Source organism: Paenibacillus sp. Soil750 (genome assembly GCF_001428045.1).
Taxonomy (GTDB): Bacteria; Bacillota; Bacilli; order Paenibacillales; family NBRC-103111; genus Paenibacillus_E; species Paenibacillus_E allorhizoplanae.
Genome location: NZ_LMSD01000012.1, coordinates 566,178 through 587,061, shown reverse-complemented (window position 1 = coordinate 587,061; position 20,884 = coordinate 566,178). Strand labels below are relative to the sequence as shown.

General features: G+C 43.1%; 16 protein-coding genes. 12 read left to right on the top strand and 4 right to left on the bottom strand.

Annotated features, from left to right (window positions below; all coding sequences use genetic code 11):
- Positions 1–119 precede the first annotated feature (119 nt).
- The 4 genes from ASL11_RS14705 to ASL11_RS14690 all read left to right on the top strand — a co-directional run bounded on the left by ASL11_RS14705 (position 120) and on the right by ASL11_RS14690 (position 4,527).
- Positions 120–785: a GntR family transcriptional regulator gene (locus ASL11_RS14705; protein ID WP_056615426.1), complete on the top strand. Its 666-nt coding sequence runs from the start codon at positions 120–122 to the stop codon at positions 783–785.
- A gap of 43 nt (positions 786–828) precedes the next feature.
- Positions 829–1,926 carry a mandelate racemase/muconate lactonizing enzyme family protein gene (locus ASL11_RS14700; protein WP_056615424.1) on the top strand — a complete coding sequence of 366 codons (1,098 nt, stop codon included), beginning with the start codon at positions 829–831 and terminating at the stop codon, positions 1,924–1,926.
- Between the two features lie 212 nt (positions 1,927–2,138).
- Positions 2,139–3,068, top strand: a complete 930-nt coding sequence (locus ASL11_RS14695) for a glycoside hydrolase family 43 protein (RefSeq protein ID WP_056615421.1) — start codon at positions 2,139–2,141, stop codon at positions 3,066–3,068.
- Positions 3,069–3,363: 295 nt separating this feature from the next.
- On the top strand, positions 3,364–4,527 hold the full coding sequence (locus ASL11_RS14690; RefSeq protein WP_056615418.1) for a DUF4317 domain-containing protein: 1,164 nt from the start codon (positions 3,364–3,366) through the stop codon (positions 4,525–4,527).
- Positions 4,528–4,953: 426 nt separating this feature from the next.
- Here the strand turns inward: ASL11_RS14690 and pdxR are convergent, their stop codons facing one another.
- From pdxR to ASL11_RS14675, 3 genes are all read right to left on the bottom strand, one after another.
- Complete coding sequence (gene pdxR, locus ASL11_RS14685; protein WP_056615415.1) at positions 4,954–6,390, bottom strand: MocR-like pyridoxine biosynthesis transcription factor PdxR; 1,437 nt, start codon at positions 6,388–6,390, stop codon at positions 4,954–4,956.
- Between the two features lie 583 nt (positions 6,391–6,973).
- Positions 6,974–7,183, bottom strand: coding sequence for a hypothetical protein (locus ASL11_RS14680; protein WP_056615412.1), 210 nt, complete (start codon positions 7,181–7,183; stop codon positions 6,974–6,976).
- A gap of 204 nt (positions 7,184–7,387) precedes the next feature.
- A complete protein-coding gene (locus tag ASL11_RS14675) occupies positions 7,388–8,575 on the bottom strand; it encodes an RCC1 domain-containing protein (protein WP_056615409.1) in 1,188 nt (395 codons plus the stop codon).
- A gap of 221 nt (positions 8,576–8,796) precedes the next feature.
- Between ASL11_RS14675 and ASL11_RS14670 the strand changes: the two genes are divergently transcribed.
- Positions 8,797–9,582, top strand: coding sequence for an SDR family oxidoreductase (locus ASL11_RS14670; RefSeq protein ID WP_056617072.1), 786 nt, complete (start codon positions 8,797–8,799; stop codon positions 9,580–9,582).
- A 169-nt stretch (positions 9,583–9,751) separates the two neighbouring features.
- On the opposite strand, the gene ASL11_RS14665 is transcribed toward ASL11_RS14670, so the two are convergent.
- Positions 9,752–10,588: an AraC family transcriptional regulator gene (locus tag ASL11_RS14665; protein WP_235550472.1), complete on the bottom strand. Its 837-nt coding sequence runs from the start codon at positions 10,586–10,588 to the stop codon at positions 9,752–9,754.
- Between the two features lie 174 nt (positions 10,589–10,762).
- Here ASL11_RS14665 and ASL11_RS14660 point away from each other — a divergent pair, with 174 nt between their 5' ends.
- From ASL11_RS14660 to ASL11_RS14630, 7 genes are all read left to right on the top strand, one after another.
- A complete protein-coding gene (locus ASL11_RS14660; protein ID WP_235550471.1) occupies positions 10,763–12,652 on the top strand; it encodes a beta-L-arabinofuranosidase domain-containing protein in 1,890 nt (629 codons plus the stop codon).
- Between the two features lie 157 nt (positions 12,653–12,809).
- On the top strand, positions 12,810–14,603 hold the full coding sequence (locus tag ASL11_RS14655; RefSeq protein ID WP_056615406.1) for a cache domain-containing sensor histidine kinase: 1,794 nt from the start codon (positions 12,810–12,812) through the stop codon (positions 14,601–14,603).
- Positions 14,581–16,182: a response regulator gene (locus ASL11_RS14650; protein ID WP_056615403.1), complete on the top strand. Its 1,602-nt coding sequence runs from the start codon at positions 14,581–14,583 to the stop codon at positions 16,180–16,182. The genes ASL11_RS14655 and ASL11_RS14650 overlap by 23 nt, the downstream gene beginning before the upstream one ends.
- Before the next feature lie 267 nt (positions 16,183–16,449).
- A complete protein-coding gene (locus tag ASL11_RS14645; protein ID WP_056615400.1) occupies positions 16,450–17,793 on the top strand; it encodes an ABC transporter substrate-binding protein in 1,344 nt (447 codons plus the stop codon).
- A gap of 91 nt (positions 17,794–17,884) precedes the next feature.
- Positions 17,885–18,787, top strand: coding sequence for a carbohydrate ABC transporter permease (locus tag ASL11_RS14640; protein ID WP_056615398.1), 903 nt, complete (start codon positions 17,885–17,887; stop codon positions 18,785–18,787).
- A gap of 1 nt (position 18,788) precedes the next feature.
- A complete protein-coding gene (locus tag ASL11_RS14635; protein ID WP_056615392.1) occupies positions 18,789–19,619 on the top strand; it encodes a carbohydrate ABC transporter permease in 831 nt (276 codons plus the stop codon).
- 105 nt (positions 19,620–19,724) lie between these two features.
- The gene (locus tag ASL11_RS14630) at positions 19,725–20,879 is read left to right on the top strand and encodes a glycoside hydrolase family 88 protein (RefSeq protein WP_056615388.1); all 1,155 of its coding nucleotides are present in this window, start codon (positions 19,725–19,727) and stop codon (positions 20,877–20,879) included.
- Positions 20,880–20,884 lie beyond the last annotated feature (5 nt).

The window sequence follows — 20,884 nt, the reverse complement described above, 5'->3', positions numbered from 1 at the left end:
ATGATGTAGTAATCATGTGGATTACTGCATCTAAAATAAGTATTTAAAAATAAACTATTTATTTCACATCATAAATCGTGTATGATTTACGATATGAGATTAAAGAAAAGGTGATAGCAATGAAAAAAGGCTTAAGTCGTTATGTTTTGACCGATGAAATTTACACCTTATTAAAGGAACAGATCCTAAACCATGAGATGCCCTCTGGTGAAAAGATTAATATTGATCAACTGGCCCGTGATCTAGAGGTCAGTAACATTCCAATTCGCGAAGCACTTTCCCGATTAATGGCAGAGGAATTGGTGTACACGGTCCCCTTCAAAGGGATGTACGTGGCTCAGATTTCGCTGCAAGAGTTGGATGAAATGTTTGAAATTCGTAAGGAGCTGGAATCGTTAGCGATTCGCAAGGCGGTGTCACAAATTCCTGAAGAGAAGTTAGCCCATTTGGAACAGGAAATGAAGACATGGGCCACAAGTCATCCGGCCGATGATGAGGAGAAAATCAAATTAATCGCTGACATGAATCAGAGCTTGCACGGTTTGATTCTCGACTATTGTAATAACCAATCATTAGCCAACCTGATTCACGTCTATATTGATCGCATTCAAAGATATTCAGCACTCTTTCACAAGGGGATGGAGCAGCAATTGCTGCAAGAGGAATGGGATGAACATATGTTAGTCGTTCAAGGGTTAGTGGCAAGGGATGCGGCGCTGGCGGAAGTATCTTTACTCAAGCATTTGAACAATTCACATCTTAGAACTCGAGGATTTATTCTCTAATATTGATACATAGCAATCACCCATATTAAAGGAGATGGATCACATGAAAATTACAAAAGTAGAGAGCTTTGTTTTACATGTACCGATTACGCCACCGATTACAGATGCTATCAATGTGGCTACACACTGGGGATTAGCGGGCGTTCGTATTTTTACCGATGAAGGCTTTATTGGATATGGATATACAGGAACTTGTGCCCATGGCGATGATATGATCGTGGATACGATTGATAAATACTATGCCCCTCTATTGGTCGGCAAAGATCCGTTTATGGTTAGAGCGCTCTGGGAAGAGATGCGGTTTGGTAAAATGCACTGGATCGGCCGATCAGGCGTGACGCATATGGCGCTTGCTGCGGTGGATATTGCCCTGTGGGACATTATGGCGAAAGCCTCCAATAAGCCGCTTTGGCAGTACCTTGGCGGAGCGAAAACGATGCCGATCAAAGCCTACAACACCAACGGTGGTTGGTTGAACTGGTCGCAAGATCGTTTGCTCAAGGATGTAACGGAGATCGTGGAAGCAGGTTTTACGGGTGTCAAAATCAAGGTCGGCAAGCCGGATCCGCGTGAGGATTATGCTCGCTGTAAGGCTGTTCGTAAGGCGATCGGTGATGATGTTATTTTTATGATCGACGTGAATCAACAATGGAACATCAGCACGGCGATGACGTGGGGCAAAAAGCTTGAAGAATTCGACCTGTTCTGGCTAGAAGAACCGCTAAATCCGGATGATATTATGGGTCATAAAAAGCTCGCTGATGAGCTGAACGTTCCAATCGCACTAGGCGAGCATGTCTATAACAAATACGCTTTCCGTGATTACATTCACCAAGGTGCTATCGAATATTGCCAAGTGGACGTTACCCGTGTAGGTGGGATTACCGAATGGCTGCAAGTTGCCGGCTTAGCGGCGTCGTATGATGTGCCGATCTGTCCGCACGTAGGCGATATGGGCCAAATCCATCAGCATCTCGTTGCTGCCACGCCAAGCGCGATTATGCTGGAGTACATTCCGTGGATTCGACATATCTTTGAAGAGCCAGCTACTGTGGTAGACGGCCATTATTTGTTGCCGCAGATGCCGGGGGCTTCGACAACGATTTTGCCAAGGTATTTTGAGGAATATCGGATTCGCTAGAGATATTTTCTGGTGCTGATGATATATACATATTATGCATGAAATTGTAGCCGTAACTAATCAGATTAATCATGATTTATCTCCATAAAAGCACGATAGGTCAGTTTTTAACCATTATAATGAATTGTTTTCAGATCAACAAGTCCTTAAAATCGAAAGAAGTTGACTAATTTAGAATCGTCTACGGACATCGAGAGAGGTGCTTTATTCGAATGGAAGCTTATTTATTCGTACATTTTAAGGAAAAGAAGTCCCCTGACGGGGAGCAAGTCTATTTTGCACTTAGTACGGACGGTTTTAACTGGGAACAGGTAAACGGAGGACAACCCGTTCTCTGGAGTGAAAAAGGTGATAAGGGAGTTCGTGATCATACAATCGTTCGAACCAAGTACGGTAAATTTTATATTATTGCTACCGACTTAAGCCTTGCTAATCATTTTGATGGTAAGTACAAGGGGAAGTGGGAGAACATTGTCAGAGGAGGAAGTAAATACCTTTCATTATGGGAATCAGACGATCTTCTGAACTGGTCGGAACAAAGAATGATTGAATTAGGTGATGAGGATTTCGGTTTTCTTTGGGCACCGGAAGTGTTCCACGACCTTATGGAGGAAGATTATGTCATTCATTGGACATCTGCTCTTGCTTCCAATCATTTTGAGCAAAAGTCCATCTATTATTCTCGAACAAAGGATTTTGAAAGTTTTACTAAACCGCAGTTGTTATACCGTAAGGAAGATAGCGGGGTCATTGATTCTGCTCTCTACGAAGAGAATGGTAAGTACTACCGTTTCGTGAAAAGCGAGGACAATCCTAAAGGCATAATCATGCAAAAGGGGACTTCTCTACTCGGTGAATACGAAACCGTCGATGCTTTTAGTGGGGAAATGGCAAAGCTCGGATCTTCCACCTATGAAGCACCAACTGCGTATAAGCTTAGTAATGGAAAATGGTGTTTAATGCTAGACTTTTTCGGTGTTGAAGGTGAAGGACAGGGCTATGTTCCTTTTGTAACAGATGACATTGAAAGTGGGCTTTTTATCCGATCGGATGAAAGCTTTAGCTTCCCTTACCGCTTTAAGCACGGCACAGTGCTTTCTATAACGATGGAAGAGTATAGCAGGATTAAAAACGGGTATTAACTATATGATCATTGAAGAAGATTAGAATCCATGAAAAGTACGGAGCGCCGCGGGTTTGCGGGCTCCGTTTTCTAATTTTTTATGAAACATCACAGATTGTTTTAAGATAAATCCTCAAAATTGTTGAGAAATCTATCATTATGAATTAACATACAGGAAGTGTTCAGAAATAAAGGGTAGTAACGGTGGAGGCCCTTCTCATGAAGGGCTTTTGTCGTGATGTGAGTTTTACAATTGTTCAGTGCCATTAATTTTTCTAGTAAGGCCAATTCACTTCTTAGGAGTCTGACGGACCATGGTAAAAAAAGAAATCGCACATATTCGCAAGCACTTTAAATTGGATAACGAAATGCTTAAAATTCACGAGATTTTAAACGTGTATATCATGAAGGAAACCAACGAGATCTACCACTATGAGCGCCAATCTTTTGCCTTAGTGGACAGGGAGAAGCAGGAACTATATATGCTCAATTTCAAAAAACTGCTGACCGGCGAATTAGATCAGAAGATGTATGAATTAAAGTTTCAGGAGGAAGCGGAGCAGCCTACACAGGTGCTTCTCCATCAAGGTTTAGTGACTGGTAATGCGGAAGAATGGCAAGATCTGATGCTTTTGTTAGTAGAGAAAATGTTGGTGGATACCCAATACGAGCAGGACACAGTGATCACTTTCGTTCGCGGACAATATTCACGGCCGACTAAGAGTAGGAACGAAGATGCCATGGAAAGCGAAAAGAACGAGATGTTCGCGAATCTATTCATTCTGTGCAGCGTGAATTCGACGGAACAACAAAAGAAAACGCTCATGTTCGACTATGTGGAGAGGGAATATAAGTATAATGTCTTCGTAGATCCCATTATCAAATTGAACACGCCGGAACAAGGTTTTTTCTACCCTAGTGTGACGGACAATTATTCCGACGTGAATCGCATTGTGTATTGCTCGGGGAGAGCGCATGAACCGAATTGGCATTTCATCGAGCAAGTCTTAAATGCCGAGAAGACCGTGACAGCGTTAGAAGAGAGAGCTATTTTTGAAGAGATCGTGAAAGAAGTGGCGGGCGATCAACTTGATGCCTCTACGATCGCTCATGTATACGAGGAAATTCATAGGGTTATCGAGTCCAACGAGGAGGAAGAGCCTCCAAAGTTGGATTATAAAGATGTGGAACGCATGCTGTCGACGAGTGGCGTAGAAAACGTGACGATGGAAAGGGTGGAACGAGCATTCCAAAACATCGTCGACGACAAAAACTATGAAATCAAAGCGAGCAGCGTCCTTCCGAAGTTCACATCGAAATCGATTAAGATTGATACGAAGGTAGCCACGATTACGGTCAGTCCGCAAGATTTAAAATACGTGAAACAGGTGAATTATCAGGGGAAACGATGTATTTTGATTGAAATTGATGAAGACGTCGTGATTGAAGGATTTACGCTCAATACGGAGACTTTGTAGAGTGGTGAACGTTTTCGGCTACGGGACATAATTCTAAATAATTCAGAAACAACATAAACGGAGTGCCGCGAGTTTGCGGGCTCCGTTTTTTAATTATTTATGAAACTACAGTAGTTCGAGAATCAGTGAGGATGGCAAATAAATAGGAAGCGCTACAAGATCGCTGAGGGAGCAAGGCTGCCCTTTACAGCATTCAGCTGTTGAAGGGAAGGGATGTTGGATACAGCGATGTGACAACCTTTGGACGCATATTTAAGAAGATGGAAGGTATTACGCCGGGGAAATATAAAAATGCTTAAACTCGTACCGAATATTACCTAATAGTGTAATATATATAAATGCCTAGTCTGACTAATCAGAGCTAGGCATTTTTTATTCAAACGGAGGACTTTTCAAACGTTGTCCCAAAAACAGCTTATTATATCTTCATTCAATCAGCCCACGCAGTGCCTCAGCAAATCTGGATATCCCCAATGCAATCTCCTCTGACTTCGCCCTTGCGAATGTAAATCGCACATATCCCGAATCGGAACCATAAACACTCCCAGGTACCATTACGATTCCTTTCTTAATGGATTCTTCTAACAATATACCGTCCGGAATACTCGGAATCAATTTACACCAAAAATGAATGCCTCCTGCCGGCACCACGTACTCGATTAGACCTGAAAGTTCCTTTTCTAAAGATTCGATGAGTAAATCACGTTTAAATTGAAGCTGAATGCGCAAACGCTCCAAATGAGGACCAAAATAATCTGACTGTAAAAATTGTCCCGCAACTTGCTGTGGAATGATGCTTAATCCAAAATCCATCTGTTGCCTAGCATCGGCTAACCGTTCCACAATGGAACGAGGTGCTACCATCCATCCTATACGTAAGCCTGAAGCTGCTATCTTGGAGAATGAGCCAATATACAGAACAGAACCCGTCGTATCCATGGATTTGAGCGACAAAGGAGGGATTCCATCATAGGAGGTTAAGCTATATGGATCGTCTTCAACAACAGGAAGTCCCAATTCACTAATGATATCAAGAAGACGTTTGCGTCTTTCTTCACTTAGTAGCGCTCCAGTTGGATTCTGATAATTAGGATTCAAGAACACCATCTTAATACGGTGCTTTTTGTATAAAGTGCGAATATCCTCTGGCTGTACGCCATGCTTATCGACGGGGAGGCGGAACAAGCGAAGGCCAGCTGATTGAAACATGGGCAGCGAATAGCAGTAGGAAGGATCTTCTATGGCAACTGCGTCACCTGGAGACAGAAGACATTGTGTAATTAAAAATAATGATTGCTGAGAGCCCGATGTGATAAGAATGGAGGATTCTGTTGTTCGTATTCCTCGGTAATTGTTTAGATAATCGACTAAAGCCTCTCTTAATGGCGTTGCACCTTGAGGGTTAACGTAACCCAAATAGGATGTGTATGCGTTTTTACCCATGAGTACAGCAATTTCATTTGTTGGAGCCAAATCAGCAGATAGTTCACCGCTCGCAAAATCGATTAATGTTGGATTGTGAGTTAGCGCTTCGCGGATCCTCCGTAAAAAGGGCAGGTTAGGAAGAAAGCTTCCTCCTTCTGCAAACCGACTCCAGTTTGGTGTATGTTTTGGAGTTGCTCCCCATTTGGATGTACTTACTCGAGTTCCGCTGCCAATGCGGCTCTCGATAATCCCCATAGATCGCAGTTCTGCGAATGCCGAAATGACAGTGCTGCGGTTCACATCAAATTGTTCAGCAAGTTTTCGTTCGGGGGGAAGCAAACTGCCTGGAGGAAACTCCCCATATGAAATTCTTTGCTCGAGATAGTCGGCAATTTGCTCATATAGTGTTTTTTTACTATTGCGATCAGGTTTCCACATCTTAAAAATCCCCTTGAGTATGAGATCAAACTAGACAAATTTTACATTTATAATACCACTTATCTATGAAAATTAATCGTTTTTTTCGACGATAACATGTAGCATTCTGTGAACATGGATTTCATCCATATTGGATGGCATTAATAATGAGTAATTGGTTGGTTACATTCGTCCTCTTCAAATTTATCATAGTTAATAAGTTGCTTGTTGTTTAAACTTGTGGGAAGGAGATGGACCAGTGGCGGCTTTGATATCTTTTATTATGCTTTGTAGTGCACTTGTATCAAGTCCTTTGATTATCGCTATAGGCGGGGCTCGTCTCATTCGTGAAGATGAACGTGAAATTGAATGTAATAAGGTCAGAAACAATATAATAATCTCGTGAAAAAAGGAGAGAATAAGAATGAATAAATCACATAGCAACAATTACGAGCAGAAATTGGATGGACTTCTCCCATTAACAATCATATTTTTTCTTTCAATTTTTTCAGGGTTCTTTTTCTTTCTAATCAACCATTTTGTATAGAAGTAAATAGAAATGAAAGAACCTTAGCACAGTGATTCACTGAACTAAGGTTCTTTGTCATTTGACAATATAAACGATCAAAGCTAACAATCCTAGAGGGATGATAACCGCATAATAAAGAGTAAGATTAACAAATATGCTTTTTGTTTGGCGATCATATCCCGGATTACCTTCTTTATTTGTATTAGAGTGTCCAATCGCTATTGTTGCTACTCCACCGGTAATTAAAATAGCAGCAAATATTATATAGTAAAAATATAATGACATATAGTTTCACTCCTTTACGTTTTTCAATACCATACTATCAAAATCATAGTATCAGTTCATCGAAGCTATGTAACCATCCAATCAGCAATCGATATAGCCAACCAATTGTAAACGAAAGAGCAAACCTCTAGGAAGAGAGGCTTGCTGATGGGTAATTTCTATGCCGGATTGATTAGTAGGAAATTAGAGAGTTTGATTGAAAATTTAATTTTTTGGAAGATTAATCATCCACGATGGTTTCGGAAATGAAACGTTGAACGGACTATATTGAGGGATATTGATGTTGTCGTTTACCTGTCCGAAATTATTGGCTCCCCATGCCCAAAGTGTTCCATCTTGCCGTGTGGCTGTATTAAAGCTTAAGCCTGAGCTAATCGCGGTAATATGGTCCAACCCCTTAACTTGCACAGGTGTGGTAAGACGTTTAAAATCATCGATTCCATCAATAGTTAAATATCCCCACTCCCAGATCGTCCCATCTTCTTTGAGTGCAAGACTATGCGTATATCCAGATGTTAACGAAATAATATCAGTTAGCCCAGGCACCTGAATGGCTTCTACCGCTTCAGCATCCCCGAGTTTGCCTATCAGTTGACCATTATGGTTTTCACCCCAAGCCATGACTGTCCCATCTTTTTTCAAAGCTAGCAGGTGCCTTGTCTTCGTTCCTTTTCCTAATTCAATAATATCCGATAAGCCTGGAACTTGTTTTGTTTTAATGTTATAGGATGTATTTTCAGTGATCTGTAAATTCCAATTTGCTGATAGATTGTAGATATAATCTTCGAATCCAGAGGAACTAAATACAGTCCCGTCTTCTTGTAAAGCAATAACCTGATCGTTAAAAACGGTAATATCTTTTACTTTTTTCAGCCCAGGAATCGGCACAGGGGCTTTTTCCTTTCTTTTCTCCAGGCTGGTTTTGGAATTCCACACCCAAACGGTACCCTCTTTATCCAAAGCTGCGTTTAATTGTTGAGAATTTTCAGCTACCTTAACAATATTTTTTAATTGTGGAATTTGGACCGGAGAAGAAACGGGGAAATACCAGGTTGTATCCTCAGGTGAATTATTCTGATAGGAATATTCCCACACCGTTCCATCTTCCAGAGCAGCTAACCCCCGGTCATTGAAAGTAAAATCAGAGACTTTCTCCAACCCCTTTACTTTAGTAGGGACGCGCTTTCCCATTATCCAAATATGTCCCTCATTGTCAAGCAAGCTGTACGATTCCAAACCAGCAGATAACTTTATCGGTTGCGGTGAAATAGAGGTGGATTCCACGGCAGCTTGCGCGGAAGATACGATAATCGGACTTGTACTCAAAAGTCCTACAGCAGTACCAATTAACAAAAGCTTCTTGAGATGTAATGTATGAAAGTGCGTTTTCATCGTTCAACCTCGCTTCTTTGGTATAAATGGATAATAATTGAAATCAAAACATTATACTGTAAAATATAGGAAAAGTTTCGGAGGCCATCTATTGAGTTTGGATGATGCGGGGCATGGGTATAGTAATTTTAGTACGAAGCTAAACCATGAGGAATTGAATGCAGTCTACCATTACAGGTTAGGAGTGAACATTAACCGTGCAAACAGGACAGAAGTCTTTGATGGTACTACCGGATTTAAAGGACAGGGTTGCATTGATTACCGGAGCAGGTTCCGGCATTGGACGAGCTGCCGCCTTGCTGCTAGCGCAGCAAGGAATGAAAGTATGCCTTGTGGATCTGAAGGACGACCGACTAAAGCGGACGAAACAAGAGATCGAATCAGCAGGCGGCCAGGCTATGACGGTCGAAATCGACATCTCCGATCCGACCCAAGTTGAAGAGGCGTTCGAGCAAACAGCAAAAACCTGGGGGCGGATAAACTTTGTCTTTGCCAATGCCGGCATCAATGGGGTGTTGGCGCCAATCGAAGACATGAAGTCAGAGGATTGGGATCGTACGCTTTCCGTCAATCTAAAAGGGACGTTCCTCTGTGTAAAGCATGCGATACCTCATATGAAAGAAATTGGCGGCAGCATAGTAATCACGAGTTCCATTAACGGAAGTCGCACCTTCTCAGGGTTCGGTATGACGGCTTATAGCTCATCAAAGGCAGGGCAAGTTGCATTTGCAAAAATGGCCGCGTTAGAATTGGCCCAGTACAAAATACGTGTCAATGCCATCTGTCCGGGCTCCATTAAGACCAATATTGGAGAAAATACGCAACCGACGGCGGAGCTTGAGAAAATTAAAATTCCGATCGAGTACCCAGAGGGAAACCAGCCATTGGAACATGCGCCTGGACAGCCTGAGCAAGTTGCCAATCTGGTAGCTTTCCTTGCCTCAGACACTTCTAACCACATTTCCGGGACTGAACTGTTCATGGACGGCGCCGAATCGCTGCTATAACTAATCTGTGAGTATAGCTCCACTTAAGCGTTTCGCTTCCGTCAGAACAGCCAGCCGTTCTGCTGCCTCACTTCATCCAATTGATTCCTTGGAAACACGAGAATGCCTAGTCTGATAAGTATCAGAACTAGGCATTTTTAATTGACTATTGCAGGGGAGAATTACTTGTCTAAGATTTATAGAAATGACTCATATAAGCAGAGGGAGATTCCCCTATCACTTTTTTAAACACTCGGCTGAAATAATAAGGATTCTTATATCCTAGTTTCTCACTAATCTCAGATACATTGAGAGATGTGCTTCGCATCCAATCCATCGCTTTGTTTATTCTTAATTTCGTATGCGTTTCAATTACGCTAAGCCCTGTTTGTGTTTTAAAGGTTGCGGATATGTAACTATAGTTTAAATTCAAATGGTTACTTAGTTTCTCAGAATCAAAGTCCTCGTTCGTATGCTGCATAAGAAAAGTCATCACTCGCCCTGCAACAGTGTCCCCTTTTCCTGAGTTTCTTGTTGAATGGCTATGTTCTTTCATCGATTTATGAAGCTGTAGAAACAACTGATACACTTGAATGCTGAGTTGAACCATACCATGCTCTGTTGGCTTCCCAAAGTCCGCCACTAGCAGTTGTAATTTATTTTCTAAAGTTCGATGGAAGGGTGAAGTTCCATGCTTTGGCATTGGGAAACTGTAGGCATAATGATCGGGATAAAAAAAATCGATTTCAGGCAAGGGGGTGTGCTCTTTATAGGAAGGGGAATCATATTCAGGTGAATTAAAGTGCACCCAGAACCAAGATGTTCCTGGAAGTGTTTCAGGGCGTCCCCAATGATGAAGTCCTTTTTTTAAAAATAGATGCTCCTTCTCCTGAATGATATATTCCGTGGTCCCCTCAACGACCTGCATTCGGCCATTCGTAACAAATACAAAAACGTCGAAGTCCAATATGCGATCGTGATGGGTATAAACGGTATCTACCTGGTTCCAGCCTAAATCTCGTACCATGGGGAACCGGTCACCTGTTAAATAAACGAACGAATCGATCTTGCAGACCTCCTTTCGTATACGGATACAGTATTTACCCAAAAAAAGTATATGTAATTAGATGATTTGTGTATTTTTATCAATCATAGCAAAGTTCTATAATAAATAAAAATATAAAAAAATGGAGGTATTAATATGAGATCAATCAGAATGAAAGAATATCAGGCAGGACGAGTAAAATTGTCAGCAGGGCCGCTTACAGCACGCTTCGAGCTCAATAAGAAGTATGTCATAAGCTTAACAAATGAAAATTTACTTCGTACTTTCTATTTGGAAGCTGGATTATGGAGTTACAGTGGAAATGGCGGAACCACTAGTGCAACCACGACGAGTATGGACGGACCCGAGCACTGGCATTGGGGATGGGAATCACCGACTTGTGAGTTGCGAGGCCATATGATGGGGCATTGGTTATCTGCGGCAGCACGTATTTATGCACAAACGGAAGATAGGTTAGTTAAGGCAAAGGCGGATTTCATTGTCCAAGAGTTGGCTCGCTGTCAGGAGGCGAATGGAGGAGAATGGCTTGCCGCATTCCCTGAGTCTTACATGAACAGAATAGCCAAAGGAAAGTATGTGTGGGCACCGCATTATACGATTCATAAGCTTTTGATGGGGCTTTACGACATGTATGCAGTTGGTCAAAATAAACAAGCGCTCGACCTAATGCGCGGTTTAGCTTCTTGGTTCTACCGCTGGACGGGGCAGTTTAGTCGAGAACAAATGGATGATCTCCTTGATTTAGAAACGGGTGGGATGTTGGAAGTATGGGCAGATCTTTATGAAGTAACTCAGGATGAGACACATCTCGAATTAATCCATCGATACGATCGCCGTCGTTTTTTTGATGCTTTGTTGACGGGACAAGATGTACTGACGAATAAACATGCCAATACGCAGATTCCTGAAATTTTGGGTGCCGCTAGAGCGTGGGAGGTAACGGGGGAAGTTCGGTTTAGAGAAGTCGTAGAAGCGTTTTGGAAGTGTGCGGTTACCAATAGAGGATACTATTGCACTGGCGCTGGCGATGATGGTGAATTATGGGTACCCTCGGGGCAAATGGCGGAAAGGATGGGCGAAGGGCAGGAACATTGCGTCAATTACAACATGATGCGACTTGCTCATGTGCTGCTCAGATGGACGGGAGAACCAGAATACGCTGACTATTGGGAGAGAAGGTTTTATAACGGAGTTCTTGCTCATCAGCATGGAGAGACAGGCATGATTTCTTATTTTCTGGGAATCGGTGCAGGGAGTCATAAGAAGTGGGGATCCGCTACACAGCATTTTTGGTGCTGCCATGGTACGCTTGTTCAAGCGAATGCCTCTTATGAACAGCAGATTTTTATGGAGGAGAAGGATGGCGTAGCGGTATGTCAGTGGTTTCCAGCTGAAATAAATCTAAAGATAGATAATCGTACCGTTACCATTAGTCTTAAACAGGACGGGCAATATGGTGTCTATCCATTGAATAGTTGGAATGTTACGGGGATGACTGCTATAACGAAAATTGATATGCCACCTATTCCTCGGCATCGACCAGACCGATTTATCTATCATTTGACCATCAATTGTGACAATCCTACGGAATTTACTTTAAAACTTAGAGTACCAAGATGGGTGAAAGATGAGCCTATTATTTACGTGAATGGCGTCCGATTGAGTGATCCAGTAAGACCACAATCATTCATCGAAATTCGTAAATCATGGAGCAATGGAGATATCGTACAGATCGAGTTTCCTAAGTCATTGACAACCGAGACACTACCTGGCGCAGAAGATATGGTAGCTTTTATTGATGGTCCAATCGTATTGGCGGGGTTGATTGAGCGTGAACATAGATTGGTTGGGAATCCTAGTTTGCCAGAAACAATGCTCGTAGCCGATCGTGAGCGAAATCACAGTTGGTGGAATGTCGGCTACTATCGAACGAAGGGGCAAGACAAGGGAATACGGTTTATTCCTCTATATGAAATTAAGGATGAGACTTACACGGTTTATTTTCCTGTGGATCAGATCCAATAATAAGAGCGGCTTCTTTCGACAACGGCATCCGTAAGGGTGACGTTTTTTCTCATATCTTAAAAAAGCGCACATCCAAATTAAATTTCAACGGTAGTATCACGTGTGAATTCTGTTAAAATAGACTTACTCTAAATCAAAAGAATGAGGCGGCTCACAGATGGCATCGAACCCTTTTCGGCTGCATAAAAGCATTTTTGCCAAATTTACACTTTCTTTCATTTCGGTAGGACTCATTCCGTTGCTCATTCTTAGTTATATTTCCCTGCAGACGTTCAGCGGCTTCATGGAGCGTTATGCGACGAATAACTATGAGCAAATGCTGTTATTTGCGAGTCGCAATGTGGATGATATGTTCGTTAAGTACAATAACATTTCGAAGCTTATGTATTCCTACGGGGTTGGCGGGCTCTATGGCCAATTGGGACAAGCCATTGCAGCGCAAAGCAAGGAAAAAGACATCAGATTAACGATGACAATTAACGATTTCTTGCAAACGGTGTTATATACGGAACGTAATCTGCAAAGTGTCTTTTTTGTTCTGCCGAATGGGACTTTTGAAAGCCTATCTAAGAACAATGTTGCTCTGGATTACCAATATCCATATCCAAAGGTCGAATGGAAAGAGCAGACGAAGCTCAATCGTAACGGACTCAGCTTTTTTCCGACGCACAAACAGGATTATTTTCTTGGGGCTACGGATCCAGTGATGACGTTTGGCCGCAACCTTACTGATGTCCTGGGCTCATCCAAGGTTGAAGGTGATATTGTCGGTACATTTTACATGGATGTGGGACTTGGTGTGTTTACTGAGATTTTTAAACAGATGGTCCTGAATAAACAAGATACTGTCTATGTCGTAGATAATCAGGGGGTTATCTTATACAGCAATCAATTAGAGCTAATCGGTACGGTTTTCCACGCCAATACGTCGGATGATTTCTTACATCTGCAACAGGCAACAGCAGAGAATAACATCCAAATTGTCGGTGAGTTTTATAAAAAAGAACTGTTTCTCAAAGTCGAACAGCTCATACGGACAATTACGATTGTCATTGGCCTGTGTATCGTTTCGTTGATTGTGGTAGCAGTTTGGTTCTCGAATCGCTTTTCTAATCCGATTCGTAGTATTACACGAGAAATGGCGAAGGTGGAATCCGGTAATTTCGATACGAATGTAACCGTGAAGACAGCGGATGAGTTGGGGCTTCTTTCTCACGGCTTTAATAAAATGGTGGGGCGGCTGAAGGAATACATTGACGTAGTGTATGTTGCGCAGATTAAACAGAAGCAAGCTGAACTGAACGCATTGAAAAGCCAAATCAGGCCGCATTATTTGTACAATACGCTCGAAGTGATTCGGATGAGCGCTGTTGCGGAAGATGCGAATGAGGTGGGCGATATGATTTTGTCATTATCCCATCAGCTCAAATATGTACTCGATTACGGTGAGGAAACCGTTACAATCAAGTCAGAGAAGACCAATGTGGAGCAATACTTTCAATTGATGGTGATCAGGTACGGCGAGCATAGGCTAGGTTTAGACTTCCGGTTCGATGCGGACTTAATGGACTGTGCGATTCCGAAGCTGTCCCTGCAGCCGATCGTCGAAAACGCTATTTATCATGGTATTATGCCAAAGTCAGGGAAAGGTACGATCCGCATTTCAATTGAAAAACTGCCGGATAACCTGCTTGGTATTACGGTGGACGACGATGGTGTAGGGATGATTGAAGAAACACTTGAACGGGTTCGTCTAAAGTTGGCACAGGGCAGCTCGCTAGATATAGGGAGCAGTATAGGGCTAATTAATGTCCATGAACGCATCGTGGGACTGTATGGGCACGGTTATGGCGTAGAGATCAACAGCAGCCAACATATTGGTACGACCGTCCGTCTAGTCATTCCGTTAACGAAAGAGGTGAGCGTCCGTGTTGAACGCCATTCTAGCTGATGATGAACCGATCATTATCAAAGGGTTAAAAAAGCTCATTCCATGGGAAGAGCTAGGCATTACGATCGTCGGTGAAGCGATGACCGGAAGAAGTCTTATGGAGCAAATCGAAGAAAAGTTGCCTGATCTTGTTATCACGGATATTAGCATGCCGGACGGTTCGGGCATTGATGTGATCAAGGAAGTACAACGGCGGCAGTTGCATACGAAAATTATTTTCGTCAGTGCGTATCAGGAGTTTTCCTATGCGAAGGATGCGTTAGCCTTCGGTGCGGTTGATTACTTGGTGAAGCCGATCGAGAAAAGTCTGCTGCTCGAGGCGGTAGGCAAAGCTATGACGCAGCTGAAGGAAGCGAATGATGATCAATCCTCCAAAGGTAAGCTGGCTGTTTATGAACAAAAAGATAAGAAGACGCAACTCGAGGAGCTATTTGACAGACTTACCCAAGGGGATATTCGGTGGGAGGAAGCTCAGCGTAAACTTCAGGCTTTGAACATGCAGTTTACGGGCTCGTGTTTCAGCGTCCTGTATGTGGAGCTTGCTCATGTACAATTACAGGATGGCAGATGGGGAGAGCATGAGAAGCGTCTAATAGTGTTTGCGGTATCCAATCTGGTAGATGAGCTGATCCAGCTATATGGCAGCGGTCTCGTCATTCGAAAAGGCGAAAATTTATGCGTTATCGTGAACCACATGCGCATAGAGGATGATTTGCAGCGTCTTGCGAGCGAAATGCGGGATAAGATTTTATATTACCTTAAAATTCATGTGACGATCTGTATCGGTAGGCCGGCCCTCAGCCTGCAGGACCTAAGGCAATCCTATATGTCGGCCATTGAGATGATGAATTATAGCTTTTTTGAAAAGGAAGGGACGATTCTGTCTTGGTCGCAGGAGGAGCGCCGTGGCGGCGGGGATCAGTTTCTAGCAGAAGCCAAGCATGCCGTGATTAAAGCGGTCATTGCTAAGGAAAAGCAGCAAGTGCAGGAGTTGCTGGTCAGCTTTTATGAGCATGTTACAACCAGCGCCAATGGTCGCAAAGAATCGGCTGTATTACTCCTATATGCTATGTTAACGGACTTAATGGAGGAGATGTCGGCTGTCGGGATTGACCTTCAGGTGTCACCTGAGCAGCGGAAAGATTGGCAACAGCGGATGCATCAATTCTACCGATTTCGTGATCTTACAGATTTCATAACGGATCGTATTTTGGACATACTGGAACAAGTAAGCACAGCTGGCGGCAGCCGCGAAGCGCAGCAGATGAAGATTATTAAGGAATACATTGAGGAGCATTATAGCGAAAATATCACACTGGAAAGCATGGCTTCCCAAGTGTTTATGAATCCATATTATTTTAGCAGTTTCTTTAAGAAGCACACGCATGAGAATTTTAAGCAGTACGTCACCAACATCCGGATGAAAAATGCAGTCCGACTGCTCTTGCAAACAGATTTGCTCGTTTATGAAATTGCAGAGCAGGTGGGTTATCATAATCCAAGGCAATTTAGCGACATGTTCAAGAAAAGTTATGGCAAGCTTCCGCAAGAATATAAGAGTCAAATCAAGGGGAACTAGTTAGGGATTCTAATTGTTCCGGGGAACAGCTTCTGCTTAGCTTCGTTTTGAAGCGTTGGCGAAAGCTGTTTTTTCATGTCGATTATCTCCATAGCCTGCGGTCACATCTTCTTAAATTCATGCATATCGAGCTTAAAAAACTTCATTCTAAACGATTTGGGCGTATGTTAGTCTTAAATCAAGGAACAGAACAGTACCTGATGAGTCGAAGCACACAGCTTGAGTTGTTCACAAGAAGCTAGATATTAAAGGGAGGTTACTTCAACCATGGTTAAAACATTTTCCAAAGTACTCGTAGGATCGACAGCATTAGCACTCATATTGGCAGGCTGCGGTAACAACAGTGATTCCGCAACTTCAACTTCAAGCGCCGCTCCGGCTGGCACAGCTGCAGCGACGACGGCTCCGAAGAAAGACGTAACATTCAGTGTCATTTATGCAACTGGTGATCCAGCGACCAAACAAGCAGTAGCGGATGCCATTGCTGCATACACGAAAGCAAACCCGAATGTTAAGATCAAAGATTTGAGTGAAACAACGACAGCTGCTTACCTAGACTTTTTGAAAACGAAAGATGCAGTTGGCGAATTCCCAGATCTTGTGGAAATGCGTGATACACAATTGTTCGCAGACGCCGGCAAGTTGGCTGAACTTCCCAAAGATCTACAAGGTTTGTTTGAAAGTGTGCCACAAGTAAACGGCAAGGTCTACAATGCGCCAATCTCGCTACCTGCACCCCAAGGGATTATTTACAGCAAGAAAGCTTACGCAGATGCAGGCATTACAGATGAGCCTAAAACATATGCGGATTTCATCGCAGCTCAAGAAAAACTGAAAGCAAAAGGCATTTCACCGATCGTAGTCGGTGGTAAAGATATTTTCCACTGGGGCTTCTGGGTCAATAAATTCTTGATCGACGAAGTGTTCGTGGGTGATGCAGATTGGAATTCCAAGCGTTCCGAAGGCAAAGTCAGCTTTACAGATGCTGGTCCTGCGAAAGCGATGCAACTGATGACCGATCTGTTCACCAAAGGTTACGTAGACAAAGGTTACATGAGTACGGCGGATAATCAAACGGCTTCCATGCTCGTAACAGGTAAAGCAGCAAGCTTGTTCTCTGGTCCTTGGATGTTCCCAACGATCGCACAAGCAGATCCAAAATTTGACTTCGGATGGTACCCTGTACCGGATCAAAAAGGGGTTGTAAACGTTGTTGGTCTTGCTCAACCAGCAGGTTGGTCTCTATCAGCTAATGCTGCGAAAGACGCAGACAAAACAGCTGCAATCTCGGATTTCATTAAATTCTTCTTCAGCAAAGAGCAATATCCAAAATATTTGAAAATAGCAAGCGCAATCCCTTCGACAAAAGAAAAAATGAACTATGAAGCTTCCCCTCAATTGCAAGAAGTTCTGACAATGATGGCAGATCCGAACGTTAAAAAATCGCTTCAAATTAATAACTTCTGGGGAGCTAATCAAATCCCGCCGCAATTCCGTAACTGGTTCTACAAATCCGTTCAAGATTGGTTAGTAAAAGGTGATTTCAGTGCTGACTACTTGAAAAAAGCGGATGCTGAGTGGGACACTGAAGTGAAGGCAATGAAAAAATAAGACATACAAAGGCTGCAAACGGAGAACCTCTGCGTCACTTGCGGAGGTTTTCCTGCTACTGCCTTCATAATCCAATAGGAGGCATAAGAGAATGTACACCATACAGCCTATTAAGAGAAAAAGAAAATGGCTAACCTTTTCCGTCGTGTTTCTTATTCCAGCACTAATTCTCTATACCTTGTTCGTCATGGTACCGACAGCGAGCAGTATCTACCTCAGTTTTACTTCTTGGGATGGCGTTAGTCCAGATATTCGCTTTATTGGCTTTGATAACTTCGTAGAGATGTGGCACAGCGAGCGTGTGCATAATGCACTGAAAAATACGTTAATCTTATCCGTAGTCTTAGTTGTGATTGAAAATGCCGTTGCCTTGCTACTGGCGATGCTGGTCGATCAGGTGAGATGGTTCCGCAACTTGTTTCGCAGTATTTTTTACTTCCCGACGCTTCTTAGTGGGATTGTTATGGGATTTGTCTGGACAATTATTCTGAATTACAACTTCGGTGTAGTTACGCAATTGCTCGATAAACTACATCTTTCCTTCTTGAAGATTGATTGGCTTGGAAATCCGGATTACGCATTGATCGCAATCATTTTTGCAACTGTATGGAAAGGTGCTGGCTATTATATGATTATTTATTTGGCTGGTCTGCAAGGCATTCCGCCAGAGTTGTCAGAAGCCGCAAGTATTGATGGAGCGAACCGCTGGCAGCAATTCCGCCACATCACGTTCCCTCTGCTGGCAGGTGCCTTTACAGTGTGCATGATGTTATCGATGATTGCGTCTCTCAAAATATTCGATCAGATTGCCGTCATGACGGACGGTGGACCTGGTTTTGCTACTGAAACACTGACGTACATTATTTATAAAGTCGGGTTTGGCGAGCTGCGGCAAGGCTTCGGTACGGCGCTATCACTTGTTCTCTTTATCCTGATCCTAATCGTATCACTGATTCAAATTAAGCTGCTTCGCAGCAGGGAGGTGCAGTTATAAGATGAGAAAACAGAAAAGCATACTAGAGATTCTACTCTTTGCACTGACACTCGTCCTTGCCATTATCTTCTTCTTCCCGATTTACTTCAGCTTGATTTCCGCTTTTAAAAGCAACGGTGCGATTATGCGGGATGCGATCTCGTTCCCAACCAGCTGGTATGTGGACAGCTTCGTCTATCTGTGGACCAAAACGGATTTCCCAAGAGCGATGGTCAACTCGATTATTTTGACACTGAGCTCGATTATCGCGATGATTGCAATCATCCCAATGGCTGCTTACGCGATTGAGCGGACGAATAAAAGATGGACGAATATGGTCTATATCTACTTTCTAGCGGGCATGATGATTCCCTTTCAAGTTTATATGATTCCATTGTTCAAAGAAATGAAAATGATGGGCTTCTATGGCAGCTTGAGTGGGCCGATTCTCATCTACATCTCCGGTTCGGTAGGATTCGGCGTGCTGCTTTATACAAGCTTTCTCAAAGGAGTGCCGCGTGAAATTGAGGAAGCTGCTGAAATCGACGGTTGCTCCAAATACGGCATTTTCTGGCGGATCGTGTTCCCTCTGCTTGGGCCGTGTACAGCGAGCTTGGTTGTGCTTAACGGTCTCGGCATTTGGAACGACTTCCTGATGCCAAGCTTGGTGTTGCCTTCAGATAAGCCTAAAACGATGATCGTCGAAATTTTCGGCTTTGTCGGCGAATATGCTTCCCAGTGGGATATGGTATTCGCAGGTACAGCGATTTCAATTATCCCTGTCTTAATCGCGTTCATCGCGTTGCAGAAGTATTTTGTCAAAGGGATTGCCGCGGGTGCGACGAAAGGTTAATCGTCAAGAGGTCGCGACACATGGGAAATCTCTCTATCAACTATCAGGGCGGGTAGGGAGGTTTTTTAAAATGAAAAATATAATGGGGAAAGTGGGCAGATACGCATGTTAAAAGGGCAGGATCAACAATGGTTAAATGAAGTGATTGATAGAATATCAACGAAAATGGACTGGGTTAGCGAAAAGTCCAAACATAAAATTCCGTTCACGACCATTAATGGCACACATGATAATCGCATCGTGGATAACCCAACAGGTACTGAAACAGATGGAATTAATTGGTGGACGAATGGCTTTTGGGGCGGCATGATGTGGCTTATGCATCACGAAACCGGCAACGAGAAATATAAAGACATCGCGCAAATTTCCGAAAAAGAATTAGATCGATGTTTTGATGAATTTTACGGCTTGCATCATGATGTTGGCTTTATGTGGTTGCCGACAAGTGTGGCAAATTATAAAGTAACGCAGAATCAGGAATCTCGCAAAAGAGCGCTTCATGCAGCTAATCTGTTAGCAGGACGCTTTAATTTAGCAGGAGGATTCATTCGCGCTTGGAATGATTTAGAGGGCTCCGATACAAGAGGCTGGGCCATTATCGACTGCATGTTCAATATCCCGTTGTTATACTGGGCTTCTGAAGAAACTGGTGACCCACGGTTCAAGCAAATCGCGATGAAGCATGCTGATACGGGGATGACAACATTCGTTCGACCGGATGGTTCTGTCAATCATATTGTGGAATTCGATCCTTTTGAAGGTGGAGTGGTTCGAACGTATGGTGGCCAAGGATATGAGGAAGGATCCTCTTGGACGAGAGGACAGACTTGGGCACTATATGGGTACATGATGAGCTATATTCATACGCAAAAGGATGAGTATTTGCAAACCGCGAAGCGGATTGCCAACTATTTTATCGCGAATATTCCTGCGGATGGCGTGATTCCGGTTGATTTCCGGCAGCCAAAAGAACCGAAGAGAGAAGATGATACGGCAGCAGCTATTGCCGCGTGTGGTCTAATTGAAATTGCGAAAGTTGTAGGGGAGCATGAAAAGGATCTGTATCTTGGTGCTGCCGTGAAGTTGCTCCAAACGTTGGATAGCTCACGAATCAATTGGACAACAGAGAGTGATAGTTTGGTTCAATACGGTACAGGTGCCTATCATTCGGCAACCCATCATCATGCGATTATTTATGGTGATTACTATTTCATGGAAGCGATTTTCAAGCTAAAAGGGAACGATTTGTATTTGTGGTAAAGGGG

What these genes read in the sequence shown, in the direction of transcription:
- ASL11_RS14705 (WP_056615426.1), top strand. Translation starts at nt 120, where the DNA reads ATGAAAAAAGGCTTAAGTCGTTATGTTTTGACCGATGAAATTTACACC.
- ASL11_RS14700 (WP_056615424.1), top strand. Translation starts at nt 829, where the DNA reads ATGAAAATTACAAAAGTAGAGAGCTTTGTTTTACATGTACCGATTACG.
- ASL11_RS14695 (WP_056615421.1), top strand. Translation starts at nt 2,139, where the DNA reads ATGGAAGCTTATTTATTCGTACATTTTAAGGAAAAGAAGTCCCCTGAC.
- ASL11_RS14690 (WP_056615418.1), top strand. Translation starts at nt 3,364, where the DNA reads ATGGTAAAAAAAGAAATCGCACATATTCGCAAGCACTTTAAATTGGAT.
- pdxR (WP_056615415.1), bottom strand. Translation starts at nt 6,390, where the DNA reads ATGTGGAAACCTGATCGCAATAGTAAAAAAACACTATATGAGCAAATT.
- ASL11_RS14680 (WP_056615412.1), bottom strand. Translation starts at nt 7,183, where the DNA reads ATGTCATTATATTTTTACTATATAATATTTGCTGCTATTTTAATTACC.
- ASL11_RS14675 (WP_056615409.1), bottom strand. Translation starts at nt 8,575, where the DNA reads ATGAAAACGCACTTTCATACATTACATCTCAAGAAGCTTTTGTTAATT.
- ASL11_RS14670 (WP_056617072.1), top strand. Translation starts at nt 8,797, where the DNA reads ATGGTACTACCGGATTTAAAGGACAGGGTTGCATTGATTACCGGAGCA.
- ASL11_RS14665 (WP_235550472.1), bottom strand. Translation starts at nt 10,588, where the DNA reads ATGGTACGAGATTTAGGCTGGAACCAGGTAGATACCGTTTATACCCAT.
- ASL11_RS14660 (WP_235550471.1), top strand. Translation starts at nt 10,763, where the DNA reads ATGAGATCAATCAGAATGAAAGAATATCAGGCAGGACGAGTAAAATTG.
- ASL11_RS14655 (WP_056615406.1), top strand. Translation starts at nt 12,810, where the DNA reads ATGGCATCGAACCCTTTTCGGCTGCATAAAAGCATTTTTGCCAAATTT.
- ASL11_RS14645 (WP_056615400.1), top strand. Translation starts at nt 16,450, where the DNA reads ATGGTTAAAACATTTTCCAAAGTACTCGTAGGATCGACAGCATTAGCA.
- ASL11_RS14640 (WP_056615398.1), top strand. Translation starts at nt 17,885, where the DNA reads ATGTACACCATACAGCCTATTAAGAGAAAAAGAAAATGGCTAACCTTT.
- ASL11_RS14635 (WP_056615392.1), top strand. Translation starts at nt 18,789, where the DNA reads ATGAGAAAACAGAAAAGCATACTAGAGATTCTACTCTTTGCACTGACA.
- ASL11_RS14630 (WP_056615388.1), top strand. Translation starts at nt 19,725, where the DNA reads ATGTTAAAAGGGCAGGATCAACAATGGTTAAATGAAGTGATTGATAGA.